The 25002-nt window shown below is 61.4% G+C and carries 32 protein-coding genes; 11 read left to right on the top strand and 21 right to left on the bottom strand.

Annotated features, from left to right (window positions below):
- Positions 1-21 precede the first annotated feature (21 nt).
- Entirely contained in the window at positions 22-798 is a 777-nt protein-coding gene (locus tag GRAN_RS01810; RefSeq protein WP_128911308.1) for a hypothetical protein, read from the bottom strand.
- Positions 799-917: 119 nt separating this feature from the next.
- Between GRAN_RS01810 and GRAN_RS01805 the strand changes: the two genes are divergently transcribed.
- On the top strand, positions 918-1637 hold the full coding sequence (locus tag GRAN_RS01805; protein WP_128911307.1) for a VIT1/CCC1 transporter family protein: 720 nt from the start codon (positions 918-920) through the stop codon (positions 1635-1637).
- Between the two features lie 68 nt (positions 1638-1705).
- Entirely contained in the window at positions 1706-2128 is a 423-nt protein-coding gene (locus GRAN_RS01800; RefSeq protein WP_128911306.1) for an ester cyclase, read from the top strand.
- A gap of 1 nt (position 2129) precedes the next feature.
- On the opposite strand, the gene GRAN_RS01795 is transcribed toward GRAN_RS01800, so the two are convergent.
- Together GRAN_RS01795 and GRAN_RS01790 are read right to left on the bottom strand one after the other, a co-directional pair.
- Positions 2130-2936, bottom strand: a complete 807-nt coding sequence (locus tag GRAN_RS01795) for a class I SAM-dependent methyltransferase (protein ID WP_128911305.1) — start codon at positions 2934-2936, stop codon at positions 2130-2132.
- 105 nt (positions 2937-3041) lie between these two features.
- Entirely contained in the window at positions 3042-4232 is a 1191-nt protein-coding gene (locus GRAN_RS01790; protein ID WP_128911304.1) for an acyltransferase family protein, read from the bottom strand.
- 365 nt (positions 4233-4597) lie between these two features.
- On the opposite strand from GRAN_RS01790, the gene egtB reads away from it, so the two are divergent.
- The 3 genes from egtB to GRAN_RS01775 all read left to right on the top strand — a co-directional run bounded on the left by egtB (position 4598) and on the right by GRAN_RS01775 (position 7465).
- Positions 4598-5959, top strand: a complete 1362-nt coding sequence (gene egtB, locus GRAN_RS01785; protein ID WP_128911303.1) for an ergothioneine biosynthesis protein EgtB — start codon at positions 4598-4600, stop codon at positions 5957-5959.
- Positions 5960-6060: 101 nt separating this feature from the next.
- On the top strand, positions 6061-7050 hold the full coding sequence (egtD, locus tag GRAN_RS01780; protein WP_128911302.1) for an L-histidine N(alpha)-methyltransferase: 990 nt from the start codon (positions 6061-6063) through the stop codon (positions 7048-7050).
- A gap of 124 nt (positions 7051-7174) precedes the next feature.
- The gene (locus GRAN_RS01775) at positions 7175-7465 is read left to right on the top strand and encodes a hypothetical protein (RefSeq protein WP_128911301.1); all 291 of its coding nucleotides are present in this window, start codon (positions 7175-7177) and stop codon (positions 7463-7465) included.
- On the opposite strand, the gene moaC is transcribed toward GRAN_RS01775, so the two are convergent.
- The 10 genes from moaC to GRAN_RS01725 all read right to left on the bottom strand — a co-directional run bounded on the left by moaC (position 7441) and on the right by GRAN_RS01725 (position 16451).
- Positions 7441-7932, bottom strand: a complete 492-nt coding sequence (gene moaC / locus GRAN_RS01770; protein ID WP_277751194.1) for a cyclic pyranopterin monophosphate synthase MoaC — start codon at positions 7930-7932, stop codon at positions 7441-7443. The genes GRAN_RS01775 and moaC overlap by 25 nt on opposite strands.
- Positions 7933-7991: 59 nt before the next feature.
- On the bottom strand, positions 7992-9221 hold the full coding sequence (locus tag GRAN_RS01765) for a molybdopterin molybdotransferase MoeA (RefSeq protein ID WP_128911299.1): 1230 nt from the start codon (positions 9219-9221) through the stop codon (positions 7992-7994).
- Positions 9222-9287: 66 nt separating this feature from the next.
- Positions 9288-10478: a tetratricopeptide repeat protein gene (locus tag GRAN_RS01760; protein ID WP_128911298.1), complete on the bottom strand. Its 1191-nt coding sequence runs from the start codon at positions 10476-10478 to the stop codon at positions 9288-9290.
- Positions 10479-10582: 104 nt separating this feature from the next.
- On the bottom strand, positions 10583-11299 hold the full coding sequence (queC, locus tag GRAN_RS01755; protein ID WP_128911297.1) for a 7-cyano-7-deazaguanine synthase QueC: 717 nt from the start codon (positions 11297-11299) through the stop codon (positions 10583-10585).
- Entirely contained in the window at positions 11292-11558 is a 267-nt protein-coding gene (locus GRAN_RS01750) for a putative signal transducing protein (protein WP_192897965.1), read from the bottom strand. The genes queC and GRAN_RS01750 overlap by 8 nt, the downstream gene beginning before the upstream one ends.
- Positions 11555-12319 carry a DUF3108 domain-containing protein gene (locus GRAN_RS01745; protein ID WP_421800795.1) on the bottom strand — a complete coding sequence of 255 codons (765 nt, stop codon included), beginning with the start codon at positions 12317-12319 and terminating at the stop codon, positions 11555-11557. The genes GRAN_RS01750 and GRAN_RS01745 overlap by 4 nt, the downstream gene beginning before the upstream one ends.
- A 187-nt stretch (positions 12320-12506) precedes the next feature.
- On the bottom strand, positions 12507-13073 hold the full coding sequence (locus GRAN_RS01740; RefSeq protein WP_128911296.1) for a methyltransferase family protein: 567 nt from the start codon (positions 13071-13073) through the stop codon (positions 12507-12509).
- Entirely contained in the window at positions 13070-14212 is a 1143-nt protein-coding gene (locus GRAN_RS01735; RefSeq protein ID WP_241654280.1) for a glycosyltransferase family 9 protein, read from the bottom strand. The genes GRAN_RS01740 and GRAN_RS01735 overlap by 4 nt, the downstream gene beginning before the upstream one ends.
- Complete coding sequence (gene lpxK, locus GRAN_RS01730; protein WP_161570791.1) at positions 14209-15150, bottom strand: tetraacyldisaccharide 4'-kinase; 942 nt, start codon at positions 15148-15150, stop codon at positions 14209-14211. Before lpxK ends, GRAN_RS01735 begins: the two co-directional genes overlap by 4 nt.
- Positions 15151-15167: 17 nt before the next feature.
- Positions 15168-16451 carry a 3-deoxy-D-manno-octulosonic acid transferase gene (locus tag GRAN_RS01725; protein WP_241654279.1) on the bottom strand — a complete coding sequence of 428 codons (1284 nt, stop codon included), beginning with the start codon at positions 16449-16451 and terminating at the stop codon, positions 15168-15170.
- Between the two features lie 70 nt (positions 16452-16521).
- Between GRAN_RS01725 and GRAN_RS01720 the strand changes: the two genes are divergently transcribed.
- Positions 16522-17205, top strand: coding sequence for a hypothetical protein (locus GRAN_RS01720; RefSeq protein ID WP_128911294.1), 684 nt, complete (start codon positions 16522-16524; stop codon positions 17203-17205).
- A 162-nt stretch (positions 17206-17367) separates the two neighbouring features.
- Here GRAN_RS01720 and GRAN_RS01715 read toward each other — a convergent pair whose 3' ends face one another.
- From GRAN_RS01715 to GRAN_RS01705, 3 genes are all read right to left on the bottom strand, one after another.
- On the bottom strand, positions 17368-18057 hold the full coding sequence (locus GRAN_RS01715) for a DUF4386 domain-containing protein (RefSeq protein ID WP_128911293.1): 690 nt from the start codon (positions 18055-18057) through the stop codon (positions 17368-17370).
- Positions 18058-18069: 12 nt separating this feature from the next.
- Positions 18070-18480: a cupin domain-containing protein gene (locus GRAN_RS01710; protein ID WP_128911292.1), complete on the bottom strand. Its 411-nt coding sequence runs from the start codon at positions 18478-18480 to the stop codon at positions 18070-18072.
- Between the two features lie 123 nt (positions 18481-18603).
- Positions 18604-19035: an anthrone oxygenase family protein gene (locus GRAN_RS01705; RefSeq protein WP_128911291.1), complete on the bottom strand. Its 432-nt coding sequence runs from the start codon at positions 19033-19035 to the stop codon at positions 18604-18606.
- Positions 19036-19197: 162 nt separating this feature from the next.
- Between GRAN_RS01705 and GRAN_RS01700 the strand changes: the two genes are divergently transcribed.
- The 3 genes from GRAN_RS01700 (at position 19198) to GRAN_RS01690 (ending at position 20788) form a co-directional block, all read left to right on the top strand.
- Positions 19198-19839, top strand: coding sequence for a TetR/AcrR family transcriptional regulator (locus tag GRAN_RS01700; protein WP_128911290.1), 642 nt, complete (start codon positions 19198-19200; stop codon positions 19837-19839).
- 5 nt (positions 19840-19844) lie between these two features.
- Positions 19845-20345: a GNAT family N-acetyltransferase gene (locus GRAN_RS01695; protein WP_128911289.1), complete on the top strand. Its 501-nt coding sequence runs from the start codon at positions 19845-19847 to the stop codon at positions 20343-20345.
- An 80-nt stretch (positions 20346-20425) separates the two neighbouring features.
- Entirely contained in the window at positions 20426-20788 is a 363-nt protein-coding gene (locus GRAN_RS01690) for an energy transducer TonB (RefSeq protein WP_241654278.1), read from the top strand.
- A 198-nt stretch (positions 20789-20986) separates the two neighbouring features.
- Here GRAN_RS01690 and GRAN_RS01685 read toward each other — a convergent pair whose 3' ends face one another.
- The 5 genes from GRAN_RS01685 to GRAN_RS01665 form a co-directional block, all read right to left on the bottom strand.
- Positions 20987-21406 carry a DUF6632 domain-containing protein gene (locus GRAN_RS01685; protein WP_128911287.1) on the bottom strand — a complete coding sequence of 140 codons (420 nt, stop codon included), beginning with the start codon at positions 21404-21406 and terminating at the stop codon, positions 20987-20989.
- On the bottom strand, positions 21396-21908 hold the full coding sequence (locus GRAN_RS01680) for a zinc-ribbon domain-containing protein (RefSeq protein WP_128911286.1): 513 nt from the start codon (positions 21906-21908) through the stop codon (positions 21396-21398). Before GRAN_RS01680 ends, GRAN_RS01685 begins: the two co-directional genes overlap by 11 nt.
- The gene (locus tag GRAN_RS01675; RefSeq protein ID WP_128911285.1) at positions 21905-22393 is read right to left on the bottom strand and encodes a zf-HC2 domain-containing protein; all 489 of its coding nucleotides are present in this window, start codon (positions 22391-22393) and stop codon (positions 21905-21907) included. The genes GRAN_RS01680 and GRAN_RS01675 overlap by 4 nt, the downstream gene beginning before the upstream one ends.
- The gene (locus GRAN_RS01670; protein WP_241654277.1) at positions 22390-22944 is read right to left on the bottom strand and encodes an RNA polymerase sigma factor; all 555 of its coding nucleotides are present in this window, start codon (positions 22942-22944) and stop codon (positions 22390-22392) included. Before GRAN_RS01670 ends, GRAN_RS01675 begins: the two co-directional genes overlap by 4 nt.
- Before the next feature lie 158 nt (positions 22945-23102).
- Entirely contained in the window at positions 23103-23780 is a 678-nt protein-coding gene (locus GRAN_RS01665) for a TetR/AcrR family transcriptional regulator (RefSeq protein WP_128911283.1), read from the bottom strand.
- 67 nt (positions 23781-23847) lie between these two features.
- Here GRAN_RS01665 and GRAN_RS01660 point away from each other — a divergent pair, with 67 nt between their 5' ends.
- The gene (locus tag GRAN_RS01660; protein ID WP_128911282.1) at positions 23848-24261 is read left to right on the top strand and encodes a carboxymuconolactone decarboxylase family protein; all 414 of its coding nucleotides are present in this window, start codon (positions 23848-23850) and stop codon (positions 24259-24261) included.
- A gap of 1 nt (position 24262) precedes the next feature.
- Positions 24263-24994 (top strand): SDR family NAD(P)-dependent oxidoreductase, encoded by a 732-nt coding sequence (locus GRAN_RS01655; protein WP_128911281.1) that lies wholly within the window; start codon positions 24263-24265, stop codon positions 24992-24994.
- The last annotated feature ends 8 nt before the right edge of the window (positions 24995-25002 follow it).

Genomic DNA, 25002 nt, shown 5'->3' with positions numbered 1-25002 from the left:
CACCACCCTGGCCCGCAACCTCTACTGCGGTGTCTGTGTCTGTCCCGTGCCTGAATTGGCTGGTGCGCCCTCGGCCGCGCCGGCCCCATCCGCGCCTCTGCGCCTTCGTCCTGTCCCCGGAGACATCACGCCCAGCTCCTTCGCCACGAACACGCCGTTCTTCAAGGCCCCCGGGCCGCCGACGTTATCCCCCACCTTAATATCCAGCAGCGTAATGCTCTCCGCTTGACGCCCACCGGCCTCTCCGCTCGCCGCAGTCGGAGGCCCACCCGTCCCGCCGTCGCCCATCCTCGTCCCGCGTCCGCGCTTGAACGAGGTTCCCTCATCCACCTCGATCTTCTGCGTCACCCCATCCGAGCGCAGGATCGTCAGCGTCGTCTCCTCGATCTTCTCGACCTTGCCCATGATGTAGACCTTGCCCAGTCCTTCCCGCGCCTTCTTTACCTGCTCCGGGTCCACCACCATCACGAACATCGCATGCACCGTCTTCGTCGGAGCGTCCATCAGTCCCATCGCCCCCACGCCCGACCCCACCGGGATATCCGCCAGCTTGATTGGCTGCCGGTCCTTCATCACTCGCGTATTGGTCGTCGTGACGACCTGGTAAATATCGCCCGTCTCCGACTTCACGGTAAGCTTGTCGCCCGCGACCGCCGTCACCGTCCCGCTCACCCTCTGCCCCCCGGCAAAGCCGTTCCCGCTCCCCATCTGCCCGCCACCATCCTGCGCCAGCACCGGCAGACCTATCGCCAGGACCGCCCCCAGAACCAACCCACGAAGATTCATCGAGTAAGCCATCGCGAACACCTATCTCTCAAACATGCATCGTTGCTCTAACAGATCGTTGCTCTAACAGACGGTCCCACCCGCCGAAAGACGCCTGCCACCGCAAATATCCCCTGCACTAAACTACCCAGATGCATGACGTCGCCCACGCCCCGCACGACGAGTCCCACTTCGAATCCTCCGACGCCGTCCGCGACATCGTCATCGGCCTCTCCGACGGCCTCACTGTCCCCTTCGCCCTCGCCGCCGGCCTCTCGGGAGCCATCGCCTCCACCCACATCGTCGTCCTCGCCGGCCTCGCCGAGATCGCCGCCGGCTCCATCGCCATGGGCCTCGGAGGCTATCTCGCCGCCCGCGGCGACGCCGAACACTACGCCTCCGAACTCGCCCGCGAGCATGACGAAGTCATCCACCGCCCCCACGATGAAGCCGAAGAGATCTACGAGATCTTCGCCCAGTACAACGTCCCCCGCGAAGCCGCCACCCCTGTCCTCGAAGCCCTCCAGGCCAACCCCGAAGCCTACGTCGACTTCATGATGCGCTTCGAACTCGGCCTCGAAGCCCCCGCGCCCAACCGCGCCCACCGCTCCGCCCTTACCATCGCCTCCGCGTACATCGCCGGAGGCCTCATCCCGCTGCTCCCGTACATGCTTCTCCAGCACGCCCCCGCGACGGTCGCCCTCCGCGCCTCCATCCTCATCACGCTCGCCGCACTGGCCATCTTCGGAGCCCTGAAAGGCCGCCTACTCGGCAACGGAGTCATCCGTTCCGCATTACAGACCGCGTGTATCGGAGGAGCCGCGGCGGCCGTCGCCTACACCCTGGCCCATCTCCTCAACGCCCACGCCTGACCGTCAAAATAAGTCCTTGCGTTTCATCCTCTCGCGCTATACTTCCGCCCGAAGTGCAGCGAGGACAAATGACAACGTCAAACGACAGCGCCAACCGCGAATCCATCGTCAAGGCCCACATCAAGGCCGTCACCGAGAGCCACGACGCCCCCACCATCCTCTCCCTCTTCACCCGCGTCCGCTACGAAATCCCCGCGCTCGCCTCCATCATCGAAGGCCCCGAAGCCGCTACCCACCTCTACGACAACATCTTCTCCGCCTTCCCCGACTTCTACATGGAGGCCGACACCCTCCACCACGCCGAAGAAGCCATCATCGCCGAGGTAACCTTCGGAGGCACACAGCACGGCGTCTGGGCGGGCGTTCAACCGGCAGGGAAGAAAGCAGTCGCCAAGGGAGTCCTGATCTTCGTCTTCGAGGGCGACGGGCTCGTCTGCGAGAAGGTCTTCTTCGACCACGGCACGCTCCTCCGTCAGCTCACCGCCGCCTGACCTACTTCGTAATCACAACCTCGAGGTACTCGCTCGGTACCACCATCGTGCCATCCTCCGCCCGGTTCAGCGACGCCACCAGAGCCATCAGGTCCGCAGTCAGCGCTGCCCGCCCCGAATCGTCGAGCGCCGCGAAGGTCCGGTTCATCGGCCCGTAGTATGTCTTAAACACGTCAAGCCAGTCCTCCGGCGAAGGCGATCGGAACATGAAGTGCTTCACCTGCACCTTCATCGCGGAAGCCTCTGGAAACAGCTCCTTCAGCCCATCCTCTGTCCCCCAAACAAATGGAGGCCGCAGCCCCGCCGCAGGAGCCAGGTGCTTCCCGATGCACTTGAACATCTGCCCCACGAAGCCCGCGGGCGTCCAGTTCGCGAGCCCGATCTTCCCACTCGCCCGGCACACCCTGAACATCTCCGCCGCCGCCCGCGCCTGGTTCGGAGCAAACATCACCCCCACCGTCGACATCAACGCGTCGAACGACCCATCCCCGAACGGCAGATTCTCAGCGTCCGCCTCCTGAAACGTAATCTCAAAGCCTTCCGCCTTCGATCGAACTTTGCCGCGCTCCAGCAGCGACGGCACATAATCCGTCGAAGTGACCCGGCATCCCCTGCGAGCAGCCGCGAGGGAAGCATTCCCGCTCCCTGCCGCCACATCCAGCACAGTCCAGCCACTCCGCAGGTCCATCGCCTCACAAAGCAGTTCAGGCATAAGCACAAGCGTCGATCCAACCACCGCATAGTCACCCGTGGCCCAGGCCGCCTGCTGTTTTACCTTGATTGCACTAAAATCCGGTCCGTTCGCCATCGCGACACCTCGTGATCTATCTCTCTCAAAACACAACGGAAAGGTACCACTTCACCGGCGGCAAGGCAGCCTCTTTTTACGGCTATTTGCGGATTTTTCGAGTCGTCAGACGGGCTGCTTTGAGAGAGTCCTGCCACTCCGCCCGATCGTACGGCTGAGGTGGATGCAAGGTTTTTCCACGAGGAAGAAGAAGGCCGTCGCGCTCAGCAGGCTCAGCAGGAGATAGGGCGCCAGCAACTCCAGGCGGGTGGCTCGCGCGAAGAAGAGGTGCATCAGCGAGAACAGCACCGTGGCATGAACCAGGTAGAGGCTGTACGACACGCGTCCAAGCCACGCAGGAAGGCGATGGGACAAGATGCGCGTCACCCGTCGCGAACAAAGAGTCGCGATCAGAACGCCGCAGCCTCCGGCAACCGGAAGGACATCGGCAAAGATCCAGGCATGGGGAACGGGAAGATTTGCGGACCATTCCAGCGTTGTAAGCGAAATCGCGAAGAAGAGAATGCGCTGGAGCGCCGGAGTTCTTCCCCACGTCGTCTGAAACAGCTCCAGCCAGCGCGAAAGCAGAATTCCCGCCGCAAACGCGACTGTCCCGGCAATCATCTCTGCCATGTTCGTGAAAGAGACTGGCCGCATACGGTGCGCGAAGATCTGCACTGCGGCAATGTTGAACACGACGAGTGCCGCGAACAGGAGAAACGTGTAACTACGTTTGAGCCGCAGCAAAGGAAGGCAAAGCAGGGGAAACAGGATCGAAAGGCGCATCTCGACGGCCAGCGACCAGAAGGCCGTGTTCACCTGCGCCGTGTCGTAGTTGCCGATCAGCAGGAAATTCTGAAGAATCAGCGGCCACGTGAGCGGAGCGGTCCAGGTCAGATTGGACCATCGCGACATGGGCAGCGGACCGTGGAAACGCCAGTCGGCTACAAGCGCAAGCGCAAGCGCCGCGACATACGGGACATAGATCCTGGCCAGGCGTCTCAGAAAGAAGATGTGGTACGGAAGAGCGTTTCCACGCTTATAGGGAAGACTGAGCACAAAGCCGCTGAGCAGGAAAAAGAGAATCACAGACGAGCGCCCATTGAAGAACGGCACAAGAACGCCGTCGAGCAGAAGGCGCGTGCCATGCCCGACCGACGACGGATCCCACAACAGGATGTAATGGCTGAAGACGACGACCACTGCGGCGAGACCACGCAGGGAGTCAAGTGCCGGGTAGTGGCGCGATCGAACGGAGACGGGAGCCGGCGCGGGTAAGGCCATCTCGGGATGCAGACTTCCTGAAGATGTCTCCATGTGTGGTTTCAGGACAGCCCCGTAGGAGAACGGGCTAGGGGAATGCTCTTCTACAAACACAAGCGCCTCGATACTGCGTCGCAGTTCAGGGAATTCCCCTCCTGCTGTGATGATGAGTGATGGTCTTTCAAGCGTGCAAGACGGCAAGGGAACGGGAACCAGCTAACGGTCTAGTCTCTCATCTGCCGAGGGAGAAGTCCAAAGGAAAACTTTCGCCCATCCATGGCTGAATCTCCCTATCGAAAATCCAAGTTGCATGCCATCATAGTCCGCATCGCCGGATTGGAACCTCAGGTCCGGCAGCCGCATCCAACACAGACGTTGTCGCCCCCAGGCCACTTCCGTTCCATCGAGGGAACCAAGGCATGCCCACCCAGATCTCCGCCTCCGTCCAGACCGCGCTGCTCATCCGTTTTCGCGCCGTCCGGTCCGCTACCTTGCAGCTCTGTAGCCCGCTCACCCCCGAGGACATGATGGTGCAATCCTGTCCCGAGGCGAGCCCTGCTAAATGGCACCTCGCCCACACCACATGGTTCTTCGAGACGTTTATCCTCCGCGACTTCCTCCCCGGTTACACCCCCTTCCATCCCGACTTCCTCTGGCTCTTCAACTCCTACTACAACTCCCTCGGCGACATGCCCGAGAAGAAGCTCCGCGCCTCGTTTTCTCGTCCGCCGCTCGAGTCCATCCTTGCTTATCGAGCCCACGTCGACACCGCCATCGAGCATCTCCTCGCCGGCTCCCTCGATGAGGAAGCCATCCGCCGCATGGCCCTTGGTTTCGAGCATGAGCAGCAGCACCAGGAACTCATCGCCACTGACATCAAGCATGCCCTCTTCACCAATCCCCTACACCCTGCGTACATCGAAGCCTCACAACCCGCGGGGGAGGGAAACGCCACACCGCTAACCTGGACCAGTCTCACCCCACCAGTCCCCGGCCTCGTCGAAATCGGCATCACCCCCGACCCCACTGCGCCGGATGCCTTCGCGTTCGACAACGAGACCCCCCGCCACACCGTCTTCCTCCGCCCATTCGCCCTCGCCAACCGCCTCACCACCTGCGCCGAGTACCTAGCCTTCATCAACGACAACGGCTACACCCGCCCCGAGCTCTGGCTCTCCGAGGGCTGGTCCACCCAGCGGGCCGAAGGCTGGCAAGCACCGCTCTACTGGCAGCGCGACGCGGCATCGCCGACAGGCTGGCGCATCTACACCATGCACGGCTTCGCCCCGCTTCCCGAATCCGGCGGCCTCGCCGACACGCCCGTCTGCCACCTATCCTTCTTTGAAGCCGACGCCTTCGCCCGATGGTCCGGAGCCCGTCTCCCAACCGAGTTCGAGTGGGAGTACGCCGCATCCAGCCTCTCGACGCGCATCGCGAAGCAGAACCTCCTCTCCACCACCTCTGGCAGCCAACCCGTCACGGCCAACTTCATCGAAACCGGAACCCTTCACCCTACCGTCGCTCCGCAAGTACCCGGCCTCCAACAGATCTTCGGCGACACCTGGGAGTGGACCGCGTCCGGCTACACCGGCTACCCCGGCTACAAGCCGTTGCCCGGAGCTCTCGGGGAATACAACGGAAAATTTATGTCAAGCCAGATCATCCTGCGCGGAGGCTCCTGCGTCACGCCCGCCACTCACATCCGCGCCACCTATCGGAACTTCTTTCCCCCCGCCACCCGCTGGCAGTTCTCCGGTCTCCGGCTCGCCAAAGACGCCTGAGGCCAATACCACGACTCCACAAATAACGAAGCCGTGTAACTCTACCCCGCATCTCACCTCTAACGTTTGAACGTCACACTAGTCGCAACCAAGGAACCCAGGTGCCCGTAGCAGAAGCTCTCTCCGTACTCCAGGCCGTCGCCAACGAAGCCCGGCAGGGTCTCTCCAGCACTCCGAAAACGCTCTCGCCCTGGCTCTTCTACGATGAGGCGGGGTCCGAGCTCTTCGAGCAGATCACCACCCTTCCCGAGTACTACCTCACCCGCACCGAGCGTTCCATCCTCACTGCCCATGCCGCTGACATCCTTGAAGCGATGGGAAACCAACCCATCACCATCGCCGAGCTAGGCGCCGGCACCGCAACAAAGACGGGCATTCTTCTCCGAGCCGCGACAAAGCGCCAGCCCGAGCTTCTCTACCAGCCCATTGACGTCAGCCCGACCTGCCTCGAAGAAGCGCGCGATTCTCTCGAGTCCTCCATCCCCGGTCTCACCGTCCGCCCCCAGCTCGCTAATTACATCACCGAGCCCATCCACATCGACCGCCCCGCCGGCACCGCCATCCTCGCCCTCTACATCGGCTCCAGCATCGGCAACTTTTCGCCCAGTGAAGCGAAGGCCATCCTCACCAACCTCCGCACCCAGCTCGAGCCCGGCGACGCCCTCCTTCTCGGCACCGACCTCGCCCCCGGGCCCAACAAATCCGTCAACACCCTCATCAGCGCCTACGACGACGCCCAGGGCGTCACCGCCGCCTTCAACCGCAATATCCTCGCTCGCCTCAACCGCGATCTCCAGGCCAACTTCCACGAGACCTGTTTCCGCCACGAAGCCCGCTGGAACGCCGCCGCCTCCCGCATCGAGATGCACCTCGCCGCTCGCTCCACTCAGACCGTCAGCATCCCCACCAACTCCACCGGCCCCTCGCAAACCATCCACTTCGCCAAGGGTGAGACCATCCACACCGAGAACAGCCACAAGTTCACTGCCGCCGCCATCTCAGCACTTCTCGAAAGCAGCGGCTTCAGCCCCACGCGCACCTTCCAGGACCCGCAGAGTCTTTTCGCCGTCACCTTTAGCAAGGCAACCTGATTTCCGCCACGGATCAAAGGTAACGAAACTAGTTACCAACTAGGCACACGTCTGATAAGTACCCCATAATTTCGTGAAAGCTTCGCCTAAACTTCAGTCAGCAGAGTGAAAGGCGGGCGTTCGCATGGGTCATGAGGTAGACGGGGAAGTCTTCCCCAGACTGTGTCGCACAGGCACGACAGAAAAGCACACCTTTATCGGCGTTCGCCATAATCCTCAAGGCGTCAAGCCTTTCTGGTTCGTCACCGTCTTCCCGAAGGACGGCGGCTACCTTACCTTCGAGATCCGTGGACACTACTGCCACCAGAAGGAAGTGCTTTGCGCTCCGCTCGGCGAGAGCTACCGCAACACCATGATGGATACGGTGATCTCCTGGGAAAACCAGGTAGCCTACGAGTCTCTCTTCGTCGCCTGAGTTCCCCGCACGTACTCCCCGCTCTTGCCGCCGCTCTTCCGCAGAAGTACGACTTCCCGAATCCGTATCCCTTTATCCAGGGCCTTGGTCATGTCGTAGACCGTAAGCGCGGCCACCGAAGCGGCCACCATCGCCTCCATCTCAACGCCCGTCCCGGCGGTCGTCGCCGCCGTTGCCTCGATCTTCACTCCACCCGCAACCACTTCAGCCGACACATCCACAAAGCTGAGCGCGAGCGGATGGCACATCGGTATCAGCAGGGAAGTCTGCTTCGCTGCCTGGATACCCGCGAACCGCGCCACCTCCAGGGGATTCCCCTTCGGGTTCCGGGGCAGCGCCGCCAGCACCTCCTCTGATAACTCCACGAAAGCCCCTGCCGTAGCCTCACGTCGCGTCGCGGCCTTCCCGCTCACATCCACCATGTGAGCCTCTCCCGCCTCATCGAAGTGCGATAGCTTTCCGCTCAATCTGATTCCCATACCCCGAAGACGTTGCGCCACGGAACCCTCTCGCTCATCCCGCCATCCTACCGCAGCAGAACCGAAATCACCTCACCCGCCGCAAACCCCTCCCGATCCCCGGGAAGCACCGCATAGCAGTTTGCCCGGGCATTCGCCGCCACGTCTCCCGATCCCTGCCACCCCACCAGCCTCACCTCGGGCCGCACCCGGTCTCGAGAAACTCGGGCCGGCAGAAGCCGCATCAACCCCGGCTTCCCGCCTACATCTTCCCGTAGCGTGGCCTGCACAAACCCCGGTCCTTCCACCACGCCCCCCGCCATCGCCCGCAGAAATGGCTCGACAAAGCAGTGAAACGTCACCTGCGTCGAAATTGGATTCCCCGGCAACCCAAAGAAGAAGCACTCCTTCTGCCCGTCCCGTGCCGGCAGCCTCCCAAACACCACTGGCTTTCCCGGTTGCATCTTCACCCCGGTGAAGAAGAACTCCGCCCCAAACTCCTCGAGCACTTCCTCAACCAGGTCATACTCGCCCATCGAAACTCCTCCTGACAGGATCAGCAGGTCCCAAACCCGCCCCTGCGCGATCCGCTCCCACACCTCTTCCCGCACATCCCGGGCAATGGCAAGCCGACCGGCTATCCCGCCTGCCTTTGTCACCATTGCTGCAAGGGCATACCCGTTCGAGTTCCGAATCTCATGCTCCTGTGGCACTGCATCCACGGCAACAAGCTCGTCTCCCGTAGCCACAATCGCAACCTTAGGCCGCTGAAACACCACCGTCTGAGCGGAACCGCATGTAGCCGCCATCGCCACTTCAGCCGCCCCCATCACCGTTCCCCCCGTCAGCACGACCTGCCCGGCCCGAGCCTCGCTCCCCCGCGGAACAACATTCTCCCCCACCGCCAGTCCACGTCCCGCAACGCCTCGGATCCACCCATCTCCCCGCTCCACGAACTCCACCATCGCCACCGCATCCGCACCTTCAGGAAGCGGCGCCCCCGTCATGATCTGCACCGCCTCATCCCCACCCACGGCATCCCCAGCCCACCGGTCACCAGCTCGAACCATCCCCAAAACCCGAAGCTCCGCCCCACTCGAGAAATCCGCGGCCCTCACCGCAAATCCATCCCGTGTCGACCGTGCAAACGGAGGCTGATCGCGATCCGCCTTGATCTCCTCAGCCAACACGCGCCCCACGCTCTCCAACAGTCCTACCCGCTCGACCCTGGGCTTACTCAGCCTGGCCGCCTGCTCCAGCACAATCCTCAAAGCCTCATCGAAGTCTACGACCCTCATCTCACCCTCCAGAAAAAGAAAAGCCCCGGGCACCAGCCCAGGGCTCTCTCTCGCCGCTCAAAAAAACTACTTCTTGCCGGCCTTGTACTTCGAAGTCACCGTCTCGCCGATGCCCGTCAGGATGCCCGCAACCTCCTGCGAACGAGGACCGTCCGGAGCAAGCTCAAGGTACTTCTGATAAGCATCCACGCATCCCGGAGGAGCCGTGATCTTGCTCGTCTTCGGATCGACCGTGGCCTTCGAAATCAGCGCCTGTCCCTTGATGTAATAAGCATCCGCACGCTTCGGATCGGCGGCAATCGCCTTATCCGCTGCCACGGCCGCATCGTCGTTTGCACCCGAGTTCAGCAGAGTTGCTGCCTCGTTGAAGAAGAACATCCCGGCCTTCTCCGGCTGCGCCTTCGCCGCATTCTCGTACGCAGTGGAAGCGCCCTTCGAATCGCCCTGCTTTGCCAGTGCCTGGCCAAGCTGGTTGTAAGCAGCCGCCGCCGTATCCGGGCTCGGCTTCTTCGAGGCGGCATTCAAATCGATGCCCTTCTGGTACGAGGTCGCCGCGTCCTTGTACTTCTGTACGATCGCCGGATCCGACGGGTTGGTGTGCGCCGTGCGAGCGGCTTTGGCCGCCGCGTCCGCGCTTCCAAGCTGCGCATCGCCGAGCGTCACCCAAAGAATGCCTTCATCCGGCTTCGCGCCTGTCGCGGTCGTCATTGCCGTGATGGCTTCGTCGTAGTTCCCGGCCTTGTTCGCCGCGCGTGCCTGCGTCAGCAACTGGTTCAGGTTCGCGATCTTCGCGTTCGCCGCCGTCGCTTCGCCGTTCTTCTTCTTGAACTCCTCGATCTGCTTCTTCTCTTCCGGAGTCATCTTGTCCATGTACTCTTTGCGAGTCATGTCGAAGTCGATGACCTTATCCTCACCAGCCTTCACCGCGATCTGGTCGATAAAGTCCAGGCTCTTGGTATCCACGAAGACCAGCCCAAGGTACGATCCAGGGGTTGTGATACTTCCCTTGTAATCGCCATTCGCGTCGATCGGGAAGACGAACGGATACTTACGATTCTTCTCTTCTGAAGCCCGATCCGTCGTAAACCGAACCTCACCCTTGGTCAGCGGCAGACCCGCCGCGTTCTGAACGTGACCGTGAACTGTCGCCGGCGCAACCGCCGCCTGGGCCATCACGCGCGACGGCAGCGCCCAACCCGCAACTGCAAGCAGCGATGCCGCAAGAACACCGCCCATCTTCCATCCAAAACGCTTCATCGCTTCTCTCTCCCAGCGCCTGCTCCAGCGCTTCCTTTTCCTTAAATATCCTGCCTGAAACCTTCTACGTTTCCTTCGATGCGGAAGACTCCCTCGGCAGCCAGTCAGCGCTGAATATAGGGAATCGGATCGACCGCTCCAGCCTCGCGGAACGCTCTCAGGCGCAGCACACAGCTCTCACAGACGCCGCAAGCCTCCGACTCGCTTGCATAGCATGACCAACTTACATGGAACGGAGCGCCAAGTTCAACTCCAAGCCGAACGATCTCGCTCTTGCGCATCGCAATCAGCGGCGTCTCGACCCGTATATCCCCATCCTTCGTTCCCGTCCGGATCAGTTCGTTGAACGCGTCGTAGTATGCCGGCCGGCAATCCGGGTAACCCGAGCTGTCCTGCTCGACCGCCCCGATGAAGATTGTCCGTGCCCCAAGCACCTCCGCCCAGCTCACCGCCGCCGAAAGAAAGTGCGCATTGCGAAACGGCACATACGTCACTGGAACCTGGTGTCCGGTCCTCAGCGAGCCACCCGCCATTTCGCTCTCATCATCCTTCGCGCTGGGGACCGCAATCCCCTCATCCGTCAGCGCCGACCCGCCGATCATCCGAAACAGGTCGATCTTCAGGTGCATCAACTCCTGCGCCCCAGTAATCCGCGCAACCTCCTCGGCCGACCACTGTTCCCGCGCCTCCGTCCTCTGCCCATAGCTGAAGTGCACGGCGAACACATCGAAGTCCCGCGCCGCCAGCGTGGCGCACACGCACGAGTCCATCCCACCCGACAGACACACTACCGCCCTCGGCCGCACCAGATCGCTACTCATCCTCACCATCCGTCACTTCATCCACTTCGTCGCCGGTCCCAGCCAGCAATTTCCGCGCCGCCGCCTCGTCCGCTTCGTTCACCTGCAGACGCGCCCGAAACGCCATAGCCAGCAAACTGTTTGCCTGCTCTCCTTGCAGAAAGCACTCGATCCCCGCCGCCTCGAGCATCCCCTTCGCCATCTGCGCGTTCACCGGCTCAAGAAACCGCGCCACCGTCACCATCCGTCCCGAAGCCTCGTGCTCCTCGCGCTCCGTCATTTGGCTTCCGCCGACTGCAGGTGAAACGTGATCGTCCCCCAGAACAGCTTCGCCCGGATCTGCACCGGCAGATGCCGTGCATCATCCGTGTACCAGATCCAGATATGCCCGCGATTTTTCACCACGCCCTCATCCGCCGTAGGCTGCACCCGGATCGTCTGAAACGTTCCTGCCGGTGTCTTGATCTCTTCCTTCGCCTCCACCTTCATCGCGACGGTCACCGTCCGCATCGCGTCGGCGAGCGGAAACTTCACATCCTGCCCGACGACGAACTTTTGCGAAGCCGCATAGAAGATCGCCGAAAGGGAATCGGCCACGCAAGCCGGAATCGAAGCCGTCTGTGACTTCGAAGTACCCTTCACCATGTTCTTCTCATACTGCATCTGCTTGCCGGTGTCGTAGTTGAACGTAAGATCCGTGTTCACCTTGCGCCGGCCCTCCTGTAACTGCTTCGAAAACCCGGTCGAACATCCCGTCTTCGTATCGAATCCCGCCTGAAACCGGTCCACCACCGGAAACAGCATATTCACCGCGCCCACTGTATCGCCGGTTGCCGTCACCTTCTCGGTCGTACCCTGCTGCTCAATCTGGAAAACCGCCGTCCCAGCGGTAAACACGCGCCAGTCGACCGTGAACGTGAGCGTCTGGTGCTGCGGAAATACGTACTCAGGCACCGGTGGCTGCAGCGTCGGAATCACCACGGGCGCCGGCTTCGCCCCGAGTCCAAGAATCTGTGCATGGGCCGAACTCACACCCGCCAAACCGAAGACCGCAGACAGAGCAGGAAAAAACAGCAAACGTCGAAATATCGTCAAATCGAACCCCTCACGGGTAGCTTTCAATTCGTATCTCGTGATCCCGAGCTGGCCCAAACACGTCCGGATCAACGGTAATGAGCATACACACGGCAGACCGCCCTGTTCACGGCTCTCTGCGGAGCCTGCGAACCTATTGACGCAGCCAAAGCCGGATCGCCAGCGCCACGTAAATGGCCCCGGCACCCATAAGAGCATTGTACTCGCGGTGGTGCAGGTAAAGAGCCCGCGAGAACTCCCCACGATCAGCCGTCGCGCCCGGCATCTTCGCCGCCGTCAGCCTCGGCAGGAGTCGCGGAACACGCGCCGCATACGCATCGAAACCCGCAAACGCTCCACGCAGAAACGTCTCCTCCGACCGGATCGTCGGAAGATAAATCGCCAGGAACAAAGCCGCCAGCGCCAACCCGATCGACCATCGCCCCCCCGCGACCGCGAACCCGAACGCGATCATCATCGACCCCAGGTAAAGCGGGTTGCGGGTATACCCATACGGCCCAGTCGTCGTCAGCTCCGCGTTCTTCCGCACATACCCGGCCGCGTACCCCCGCAGCCATATCCCCGGAACCACAAGCAACAAACTCCCTGCCATCGTCCACGCAGACGGACGCGCCAGCCACAAAAAAGCCGCCGCGAACACAAACCCCATCGGCACCCGGATCCGTCTCGCAATCCGCTGCCATCCCGTCCGTTCCTTCATCCCGCTTCTCCCATCTTCAACAACTCCAGCGCCGCCTCCGTCACCTCATCCGCCGTAATCTTCCCCAACCCCACCTCCGTCTCCGCATGCCGGCGATGATCCGTCCGGCTCTCCGCCCGACGCAGCACCCGAACCCGATCCGCCTCGCCTGCCCTGACATAGGGCCCATTACGCGCCGGATCCGTAGGCCCAAACAGCGCCACCACCGGAACCCCAAGCGCATCCGCAAGATGCATCGGCCCGGTATCTCCTCCAATGAACAAGCTCGCCCGCCGCAACAGCGCAATCAACTCTGCGATCGTACAGGGAACCGCCATCGCCGCACCCCCGCTCGCCCGCACGACAGCCTCCGCCTTGCCTCCACCCGAAGCCTCGGCGTTCACAAATACGCGCCAGCCGTCTCGCGAAAGCCTAGCCGCCACCTCCCCAAACCGCTCTACCGGCCACTCCTTAGCCCCCCACCCCGCACCCGGCGCCATCACAACAAACCGCCCATCTCTACCCAGGTCCAAGCCCTTGCCGTTGCCCTGGTTTTTCTGGTTGTCATTCCCGAAGGGAATCTGCGTTTGCCCTTGCCGTTGCCCCACAACCCCATCGCACCAAGCCTCCGCCCCCGAATCCCTCGGAAGCTCCACCCTCCCCGGCAAAATCCGTTCCCCCACCCCAGCCTCCACCAACTCACAGCCCTGCTCGATCACATGCCGAGCCCCCACCCGCACCGTCTCCCCATAAAAAAACCGGGCCGGACGCTCCCGAGGCGTCTCCGCCCCCACAAACCTCTGAGCCCCCGCCATCCACCCAATCACTCCAGACCGCACCGACCCCTGCAGATCCACACAAACGTCGTATCTTCCCTCCCGCAGCGTGCGGCGCAGCCCGAGCACATCCCGCACCATAGCTGCCGACAACCCCAGCCTCTTCCACTCCCGGGTCCGCACCGGAATGACCGAGTCCACCAGCGGCCCCGAAACCTCACCCTCCGCCACCAGCAGATCCCGCCATCTCGGCTCTAGAGCCCAATCGATCCGCCAGTCCGGATGAGCCTTCCTCAGCCCGGCCACCGCAGGCATCGCATGCAGCACATCCCCCATCGCCCCCACCCGCACGATGAGCACCCGCATTTGTCCCGACGCGTTCAAACCCCCATCTTCTCACGCACCAGGTCCCCCACCCCACCCTCCACGAGCGACACCCGAAGCTCCGCAACCGACACCGGCCCAACCTCCTCGAGCCTCTTCCGCATCGCGGGTGTCAGCTTCACCGCATCCTTCTCCGTCGTACAAAACCCATCCGCCCCCGCTGCACGGGCCGCCGCAATCAGCCGCGTCACATCCCGCATCCCGTACCGGTGGTGATCCGCAAGCCGCTCCACCCCGGCGCTCACCACGCCAGCCCCCGCGAGCATCCCCAAGAACCCGTCAGGACGGGCTATCCCACAAAACGCGAAAGGTCGCGCCGGGACCAACCCCTCAAACCGCAACTCCCGCCTGACCACCCAGACGACCTTCCCCGCCGGAACAAACCCCCGCAGCCCCGCAACCTCTTCCTCGCGCAATACCACCACGTCCGCCCGCCCCAGCGCTCCCAGCCCCTCCCGCAGATCCCCCGCAGGAAGCAGCCCATCCCCCACATCCTTCCGCGTCAGCAGAACCACATCCACATCCCGCGCCAGCTTCCGATGCTGAAACCCATCATCCAGCACATGCACTAACCCCTCCGTCTCCACTCCCACCTCTGCCGCTGACCCGCCAGCAAATCGATCCGCCCCCACCCACACCGGGACACCCAATCGTCGCGCCATCAGCAGTGGTTCATCCCCAAACCGCTCCGCACTTCCCGCCACATCCACCCGTTCCACCCCCGTCCCTCTACGTCCATACCCCCGCGAAAGCACATCCACTCCAAGCCCGGCTGCCTGAAGCATCTCGACCACGAGCATCACCACCGGCGTCTTCCCCGCACCTCCCGCCGACAGGCTCCCCACACTCACGACCCGCCCGCGCAGTCGACGAGCCTTCACGCCCAGCAAACCCTTCACCCAAAGTCCAGCCCCATACAGCGGGACCAGAGGCAACAACCCCGGCCGAGCCCGCTTCAACCCTCACCCCGCATCAACCCAACTAGTGTCGCAACCACTCGCCCCGTCGCCCCTGCCTGTGCCTCAAATACCTGCCTTCCACGCGCCCCCATAGCCTTGGCGCCCTCCCGATCCACCAGCAATCCAGCCAGCACTCCACCCAACTCCTCACGCCGCACAATCCGGATCGCATCCGCTTCCTTCATCGCCCCCACGATCTCCCGGAAGTTCTCATACGACTCTCCCATCGCCACCGGCACCCCAAACCGCGCCGGCTCCAGCGGATTATGTCCCCCTTTCTTCATCAGGCTCCCTCCAACAAACGCGACATCCGCCACTCCATACACCGTGGCAAGGTCCCCAATCGTATCCAGCAGAATGACCGCATTCCGATCCAGGGCCGCCTCACCCATCCGACTCGCCCGAACCACCCCAAACCCCTTCGCCTCGATCAAGGCCGCGACTTCCTCGAACCGGTTCGTATGCCTCGGCGCAATCAGCAAAGCCGCATCCGGATCAGCCGCCCGCACCTCCGCCCAGGCCCCAAGAAGCATCTCCTCCTCACCGCCAAGCGTGCTCCCCGCCACCACGAGCCGCTCCCCAGCCAGCAAACTCTTCAGCCACTCCGTCACGAAACCCGCCGTCCCAGCAACCACGTCATACTTCAAATTCCCCGCCACCACCACCCGCTCCGCTGCAACCCCCATCTCCCGCAGCCGCCCCGCAGTCTCCTCACTCTGCGCCAGGAACACCGAAACCTCCCGCAGCAGCGGCCCCCAGACCGCCTTCAGCCGCATATACCGTGGAAACGACCGATCCGACACTCGCGCATTCACCACCGCCAGCGGAATCCCCTCGCGCTTACACGTATGAATCAGATTCGGCCAAAGCTCGCTCTCCATCGTCACCACGAGCCGGGGCTTCAGCACCTGTAGATACCGCCGCATTAGAAACGCAAAGTCCAGCGGCACATAAAACACGGGGCAGCCGATAAACCTCGCGCGCGCCAACTCCTGCCCCGCCTGCGTCGTCGTCGACACAGCCACCCCATACCCCAACTTCCGCAACTCGCGCACCAGGGCCGTAGACGCCAGTACCTCCCCAACCGAAACCGCATGAACCCAAATCAGGTCTTTCCCGTCAAGCTCAGCCACGGCCTCCCGCAGCCCCGCCGGAATCATCCCAAGCCGCTCCAGCAGCCCCGCCCGGTACCTCCCACTCGTAGTCATCCGCAGCACCCACCACGGAGCCCCCACAACCATCACCAGCATGAACAGCGAGCTATAAACCCACAAGACCAACCAGCCACCTCATCGTCCAACCCGCATGCGCTTTACGTTGGCCTACAGCGAAGATCATAATCAACCCAGCATGCACCCGTTGCGACCCCTCGCCATCCTCGCCCTCGTCGCCGCTTGCGCCTCCCTATACGCCGCCGACAAGAAAGCCCCCCCGGCGAAGCCCGCCAACCAGTACACCCTCTTCGAAGACCACCCCAAGGAGCACGTCGCCGTCGCCGCCGAGCCCTGCGACGAGCCCGCCAACTGCAGCTTCTTCCGCAACGCCTACGTTCAGCACGGCTTCCTCCCCGTCCGCGTCATCATCACCAACGACAGCGACAAGCCCCTCACCCTCGACGACGTCCGCATCCAGTTCATCTCCGAAAACAAGGACATCCTCCCCGCCGCCCTCCCCGAGGACCTCAACCGCCGCCTCTACTCCAAGAAGGCCTCCTCCGGCCACTCCATCCCGATGCCATTCCCGGGCACCAACATCCACACCCACCCCGAGGCAGTCGACAAGAAAATCACCGACGACGACCGCGACTTCGGCTTCCCCGACACCACCGTCGCCCCTCACACCACCCAGTCCGGTTATCTCTTCTACGACATCCGCGAACTCGACGACCCCGCCATGCGCCACGCCCAGCTTTATCTCAAAGAGATCAAGTTCAAAGACTCCAACACCCAGCTCTTCGACTTCAACCTCCCCTTCGACAAGTGGCTCGCCGCCCAACCCAAGCCAGCCCCAAAGCCCACTACCCCCACAAAGTAATTCCAGCGCCGTTGCCCTTGCTTTTCTGGTTGTCATTCCCGAAGGGAATCTGCGTCTGCAGTGGCCTTTGTCGTTGTCCGCTCTCCTCAAACCGGCCCCGGCCAATGGTGCCCCCTCTTCGCCGACAGCCCTGCGGTCGGGTAAGGTGGGAGGCCCATACCCTCAATCTGGCAAGGTCTTAGGCACCTCCCCCATCACCACCAGCCAGAGCATAAACACCATCTCCACCAACTGCACCGGACTAACCCACCGCGAAACCAAATCCTCATACTGCGGCACGGCAAGCGAAGTAAAGCTGTTCGCGAGGTAAGCAAAGCACCCAACCATCAATCCCACGCCAAGCAGACGCGGAATAAACTCCGACCGGTACACCAGCAGCCCAAGCGGAAACAGCCAGAGCCCCCAGAAGATCCCTGCAATATCGAACCCCGTCCCCCGCAGGTTCAGAAACACCCGCATCCACGCCACCCGCTGCGCTTCATCGAACCCCGCCAGGAACTCCGCCCCTTTCGCAAACGTCAGCGCTGCCATCGAGTTCAGCTCATTCACAAACGCAATCGGGATCGAAACCACAAGCAGAAGAAGCATCATCAGCGCGAGCCTCCGGTTCACCCCTTTCAGCAAGTGATACAGGGCCAGCGCGACAAAGAGAAAGATCGCCTGCCCGGCAAGATCCGCGGCGATCCCCATCCGAAACAAAGTCTCATGGGCGGCGATGTTATGCGCCGTAGCCACCGGATTTCCATGCACGATCACCCTGCTCGGAACATAAAGCAGCGCAAAGAAACCAGGAATCGAGCCCACAAGATAAAGCAATCCGGCACACCGGCCCGGGTTTCGCATCCAGCCCATATCGTCCCCTCGTCAATGGTCCTGACCGCTTGCACGCACCAGCAGCGGCTTGCCCTTTTCGACGACATACGTGGCGAGCTCGACGCCCCGGGTTGCTCCGGGGTTCCGGGCCATATGCACCTTCCCGGCCGGAACGAAGAGGACGTCGCCTGCTTTGAGCGTGACCGGCTGTTCCCCCTCTAATTGAAACTCCAGCGTCCCTTCGGGGACATAGACGAGCTCCTCGCCCGGATGGCTATGCCATGGCGCGACGGCGCCCGGCGCGAAGTCCACACGGGTCTGGATAGCCTCGCGGCCCTCAATGGAAAGATCGTGCCGTTGAAGATCAGTCCGTGTCAGGCCCACCGGCGCGGATATCGAAAATGCCGCTGCTCCCGCAGCGAATGGGACCAGGGCACACATAAGAAGGGCAGCTCGATTCATGAGGATCCTCGCTCTCGTTTGCCCCACAGTATGCTGGACCCCCGGAGGTAGATCAAGCACAACCTGTTCTTCTTCTGCTCCTGGACGATCAAGGCAATCTTTAACGGGATGAGCGGCGTGCACCTAGCCGGCGATCACGTAGGTGAGCAGGGTGGCCGCGAGGGCGAGAGCGGCGATACGCACGCGATGTCTCCTGTCCCAGATCCGGTGAACCCGCTGCCAGTCGGCAGCACCTGCCGCCACCCGGTTATTGAGGGGAACCAGGAAAATGATCGATGCGACCGAAGTAAGAACCCAGATCGCAGCCGCCTCAAGCAGCAGGGAACGCCCGGGCGTATACCAGCCGAACCATGCTTGGATACAGAAAAGCAGCGTGGAGACCGGGTACCAGACAGGCATCACCCTTCCGAGTACGAAAGCAAGACGGCTTAGCATCCTCAGTTGCGATTCGGGTTCGAGCCGCCAGGCGGCGGGGTTCATGAAGGCGGAGACGGAGAACTCTACGCCTACCAGAGTAAGGACGATGAAGAGGGTAACTACGTTGACGAGCTGCATAAACAGCTCCTGTTCGATCTGAAGTCAGCGGGAGTGACCGAGATAGAGTTTCTATCGCGCGTAACTTAGTTCTAAAATCTAGCAACGCTATATGAGATGCGGAGCGCTGATGACGGATTCGCTCTCATCACAATATTTCTAGCAGCGCTATAATTCTTGGGGATGGCAACCAGGCAGACAAACAAGCGCATCGAGGAACGAAAACAGCGGGATAGGCAAGTCCGCCGGGCCCAGATTCTCAGCGCTGCGCGACGCATCGCGGAGCTTGAAGGGTGGTCCAGCGTCACCGTTCGGCGCCTGTCCGACGAGATCTCCTACAGCCAACCCGTCTTATACGCTCACTTTGGCAGCCGCGACGGCATTCTGGTCGCCGTTGCGATTGAGGGTTTCCAGGAACTGGGTGTGGCCCTGGAGAAGGCACGGAAATATGCGAATCGTGGAAGCTCGGTCGAATCGGTCGCGGCCGGATACCTGGCATTCGCCGCGGCCTCCCCGGCTCTATATGAAGCGATGTTTTCGCTCAACCTCAGCGTTCCGTTTGATGACGCCGCAACCCCACCGGAACTTCAATTCGCGTTCTCCCAGCTCCTCGAGTTGTTTCAAGGGCACACACCGAAACCAGAGGTTCTCTCTGAGCTTTTCTGGGCGAGTCTCCACGGCATAGCCGAGCTCGCAAGAACCAGACGATTTCCGCCCAGCCGCCAAAAAGAGCGCGTGAAAGCCCTCGCAGTGCTCTTCCGCCTCCCAGGAGAGCGGACCTCGCGGCTACCGTCTCTCGAGGGGAACCGTCCCCAAGTAAAATAACCCCCATGCCTCCCGCCCCACCCACCGGCCTCATCCTCCGCGAAGCCACCCCTTCCGACGTTCCCCAGATTCACGCCTTCATCCGCGCCCTCGCCGACTTCGAGCGCGAACCCCACGCCGTCCTCACCACCGAGGCCGACCTCCTCCGCGACGGCTTCGGCCCCACCCCGCGCTTCCACTGCATCCTCGCCGAACTCGACGGCGACCCCGCCGGCTTCGCCCTCTACTTCCACACCTACTCCACCTGGACCGGCGCCGGCATCCACCTCGAGGACCTCTTCGTCCTCCCCGCCATGCGCGGCAAGGGAATCGGCAAAGCCCTCATCACCAGCGTCGCCTCCGCCGCCCACGCCGCCGGCTTCCACCGCCTCCAGTGGAACGTCCTCGACTGGAACACCCCCGCCATCGACTTCTACGAATCCCTCGGAGCCGTCCCCCTCACCGAGTGGCGCATCATGCGCGTAGCCGGCGAAAGCCTCCCCGCTCTCGCTCAACTCCAGCCATGATTCGCGGGAGTCTCCTCGCACTTCTCCTGCTCTCGTGCGCCCGATGGCTAAGAGCCGCCGAACCATGCGGCCTAAGTTCTATGACCGAGACCTCCGCCCCGATCTATCCCCCCATCGCAAAGGCCGCCCACGTTGAAGGAAACGTCATCCTCATGGCATCCTTCGCAAAGGATGGATCGGTCGCCGACCTGCAAGTCCTCAGCGGACATGCCATGTTGAAGGGCGGCACGATAGACTTCGTCAAAGGCTGGAAAGCCAACGCATACCCAGGCCCTCGTACCTGCCCCGTGGTGGTCTCCTATGTCCTCAAGACCGACCACACGACCCAGGTCGAAGGGCGTACCGACGTCCAGCACTACACCGTCCTTCAAAAACCGGCGGCAATCTTCATGGACGAACCGGGAGTGATCGGCCGCAAGCACAAGCGCTTCGGCATCTTCTAGCCATTCTTTGGCGGAGAGCCGCCGGGTGCCCCACCTTCGGGATGGCCACACCGTCGCTAAGATGGGAGCCGCGACCGCCCGACATCCACGCCTCATGCCTCGCTTGAGGGCACGGCTTCAGCCGTGCCGCCATCAACGCCGGAAGAAGACCGGCTTCAGCCGCCGAGGGTGCAGCCTCGGGCCGCGGTCGAAGGTCCCCTAGCGCTCAGCAAAGCGCGGGTCACTGATAAGCGCGCCGGCCGGCGATGCTTGTCTTGCCGGGAGGAGTGCAAGCAGCGTGCCTCCAATCACGACAAACATCACAATGTCCTGGGGACTATCCTGCCTGTGTGTCCCGTGAACGATAGCCTGTGCCGACATGATGGTCATCGTGGACGCGTGGGCAAGGCTTGACCACGCACCATAGCCGATCATCAATCGATGCTTCGCTGGCTGCTTGATAGCCAGCAACAGACAAACCCCAAGCACCGTGTTAAGGCTCAGGAACATCGGCATGACATCGCAATGCTTGTCAAACCACTTATCGTGCCAAAGATTGTCGAATAGCAAGTACCCCCAGAAAGAATAAAGCAAGCCGACCACCATCAAAACGACCTGCAAAGCACGCTCACGCTTCATACGGTCCTCCATCGTGTGCGATGTGTCCGCTACTGGAACCCTGCGAGTATCCACAGTGTGAGCAGAATGCTTCTCCCCCTCGAATAGGTTTGCCACAGGAAGTGCAAGGCCGAAGCAGTGGTCCTCGGAAGACGAAATAGAGGACAAACCCGATTAGATTGGGTATGAGGAAGGCGGCAATCGTCCATGCCCATGCAGGCTTCCCACGCCTTTTGGCGTCCCCATAGACATACCCAAGAGCAAGAAAAAACGACGCGGTGAAGACACCAAACGTCACGCCAAACCACAGCGCTTCGGGCATGGAATTGAGAAATCCTTTGAAAGCAAGGAAGGAACGGCCAAAGCCGGAAGCAAAACAGGCTACCCAAACCGGGACAGCCAATGCTGCGATGACCATCGCAAACCTTGGTAGAAGATGTCGTTTCGCGGTTCCTAACAAGGCAGCCGCAACGAAGAGCCCGGCCAGGAACGCTATCAAAAGCACCGCCGATTGCTGTGTCATGCAATACCTCTCTTATCGCTTGGCGTAACGAGCAGACATAAAGTCACGCAAAAGGATGGCAGCAGCCAAAAGATAAGCACATCAGTACGGACTTGCACCGTCTCGAAGTGCAACAGCAGCGTGGCTACCTCGTAGACAAATGCCGATCCCACAATGGATAGCAAGAGCGCTACGGCAAATGCAGCCCAGACCTTGAATTCCACGATGTGCCGACGCATGAATTGCAGACGGCGTGGCCTTGCCGATCGGACCTGTTCCGCTTGTAGTCTGAGGGCTGCCAGAACCTTCGCATTGAGGGTCGGATTCACTTCGAAGGAAAAACCGCTCAGGCCCGCGATAACCCGATTGGTGGCGCTGAGATACTCCTGGCACGGAACGCAAGTAGAGAGATGCTCGCGGAGAGATTGCTTCTTCTCCGCTGAGATGGTACCCGCCAGGCTCTCGTCGACCATCTGTTGGAAAGTTTCGTGGAAATTAAAATTCATGCTGGTTCCCCCTCGAACTGAGGACGCAGCATTGCCAGTCCTCGATAAATTCTGGAAGCGACGGTAGAGACCGGCGCTCCCACAATCACAGAGATCTCCTGTAGAGATAAATCTTCTTGAAAGCGCAGCATGAGGGCTTCGCGAAACAGGGGTTCCAGAGTCTCGAGCGTGTGGGCTAGCCGCTCGGCATCTTGTGTCCGCGCCGCAAGCGTGTATGGCGAAGGCTCACTGGACGCAGGCGATGAGCGAACGACATCCTCCTCATTTGAGTCCAGGCTGAACATCGGCCGCTTACGCATGGCATCGAGAGCGAGATTGCGCGCCACTCTGAAAAGCCATGGTTCAAAGCGGGAGAGCCCGTTGTAGGATTCACCCCGCTCCAGAACCCGAAGCCATATATCCTGCACCAGGTCGTCAACTCCATCGCGTCTGCCCAACAGGGAGACGAGATAACGAACAAGTCGGTATTGGTATTGCTCGACCAGCTTCTCGAGGACAGCGACATCTTTCTGGCGCAACCCAAGCGCGATTCTTTCCGTATCGCTTTCCATGCACGCCCTCGAAGTCTGATCACCGTCGAACATACGCTGGGTATACGAACCAGGAACCGGAAATTACGAAAAAGTAGAACCACTGTCCGGGTGCCCCACCTTCGCGACAGCCTCGCCGTCGCTAAGGTGGGAGCATGCTTTTCCGCTGAAAGACACCTTTACTTCGTGCGCCGAGCCACGCGTTGCGCGGGCTTCCGATAATGCCCAAGAAAGATGGCTACGGCCTGTTCGACAACAGCGGCAATGCGCTCGGATGCAAGTTCCGAATCCGAACCCATCACGCGAACCCAGAGCACCGATTCGTCGATCATTCCAATGAATTGCTCCGACGCCAGGCCCGCGTCGTCAATATCGAGTGTCCCGCGCTTTCCCAACTCTGCGATGTAGTTGCGAATCGCTCCGACTGCCGGTGTCTTACCGGCGTCGAAAAAGCTGCGCATCAGTTCGGGAAACCGTGACGCTTCTCCGATGATCATTCGTAAGAAGGAGACCGAAAGCGGTGTCTTCCAGAAGTTTCCAATGGCATAACCGATCGTACGAAGACCCTTCTCCGGATCAGCCAGCATCGCTTCGTCCGTCGCGATCGACATAACCGGAAACGCCTTCCACATGCGCTCCACCACGGCCGAGAAGAGCTGCGCTTTTCCTTCCGGGAACTGGTTATAAAGGGTGCGTCTCGCCGCGCAGGCCGTCTTAGCCACAAGCTCCATGCTCGTCCCTTCATAGCCGTGCTGAATAAACACACGGGTAGCCGCGGCAAGGATGGTGTCGCGTTTCGACATCACATCAAGAGCGGCCAGGGAGTCGAAGATTGAGCGTTCCGGGGACTGGGCCATCTAGGCCAGCATAAGCGATGTGCACTTTTGATGCTACTTCTGCACAGTACTGTGCATCCAACGGAATATGGCCGATCAATCGCAAACACTCGCACCGGATGCACTTTACGAACAAGGCTCTAAGACCTTCACCTCTTCCCTCGGAACATCGTCGATCGACTTTGAAAAGAGCTTTGAAGATATAGCGCCGGGATTCGGGCGTCTGATCCTCGAAGCCGAGTTCGGGAATGCCTATCATCGCCCCGGCCTCGATCTGAAGACGCGCGAACTCATCATTGTTGCCACCTGTGCAACCTTGGGTGCAACCGGATACGACGCGGCCAAGATGCATATCGGCGCAGCACTGCGGGCAGGAGCGACACGCGCCGAGATCGTCGAAGCACTTGTACAAATCACGTTCGCGGCTGGGCTTCCGACTTCCATTGGAGCTCTCCAGGCCGCGCGGGAAGCGTTTGCGAAGCTTGACGAAAAAGGCAGCTAAGATGGCGGAACTGCACGGAAAAGTAGCTTTGGTCACTGGCGGCACGCGTGGCATCGGGCGCGAGATTGCCCTGGAGTTTGCTCGCGCTGGTGCGGATGTGGCTATTGTCGGGCGGAAGCACAGCGAAGATGCTGACGCGGTGCTGGCAGAGGTACATGCTCTTGGACGCAAGGCTCACGCGTGCTTCGCGGACTTGTCGAACGCAACGGATGCTGCATCTGCCGTGGCCAAGGCAAGTGCAGCCCTCGGCCCGATATCCCTTCTCGTCAACAACGCCGGGATCAATCCGAGTAAGCCTTTGGATCAAATCTCTCCGGTGGACTGGAATGAAGCCATCGGAATCAACCTCAGTTCCGCGTTCTACGTGACTCAGGCGGTACTGCCCGCGATGCGCGCACAACAGTGGGGACGCATCATCATGCTCTCCTCGGTCGCGGCGCAGCTTGGCGGCGTCATCGGACCGCACTATGCGGCGAGCAAGGCAGGGCTGATCGGCATGATGCACGGGTATGCAGCCCTTCTTGCGAAGGAAGGCATTACCGTCAACGCGATTGCTCCCGCCTTGATTGAAACGGAGATGTTGAAGAGCAACAATCGAATCAGGCCCGATCTAATCCCCATCGGCCGCTTCGGCAAGGTCGAAGAGGTCGCCTCCATCGCGCTGATGCTTGCGGGGAACGGCTACATCACAGGACAAACCATCAACGCCAATGGCGGCTGGTACATGAGCTAACGGCAAAC

It is taken from the genome of Granulicella sibirica (assembly GCF_004115155.1).
Lineage (GTDB): Bacteria > Acidobacteriota > Terriglobia > Terriglobales > Acidobacteriaceae > Edaphobacter > Edaphobacter sibiricus.
The sequence above is the reverse complement of the archived record's forward strand: the minus strand, read 5'-3'. Positions and strand labels throughout refer to the sequence as shown.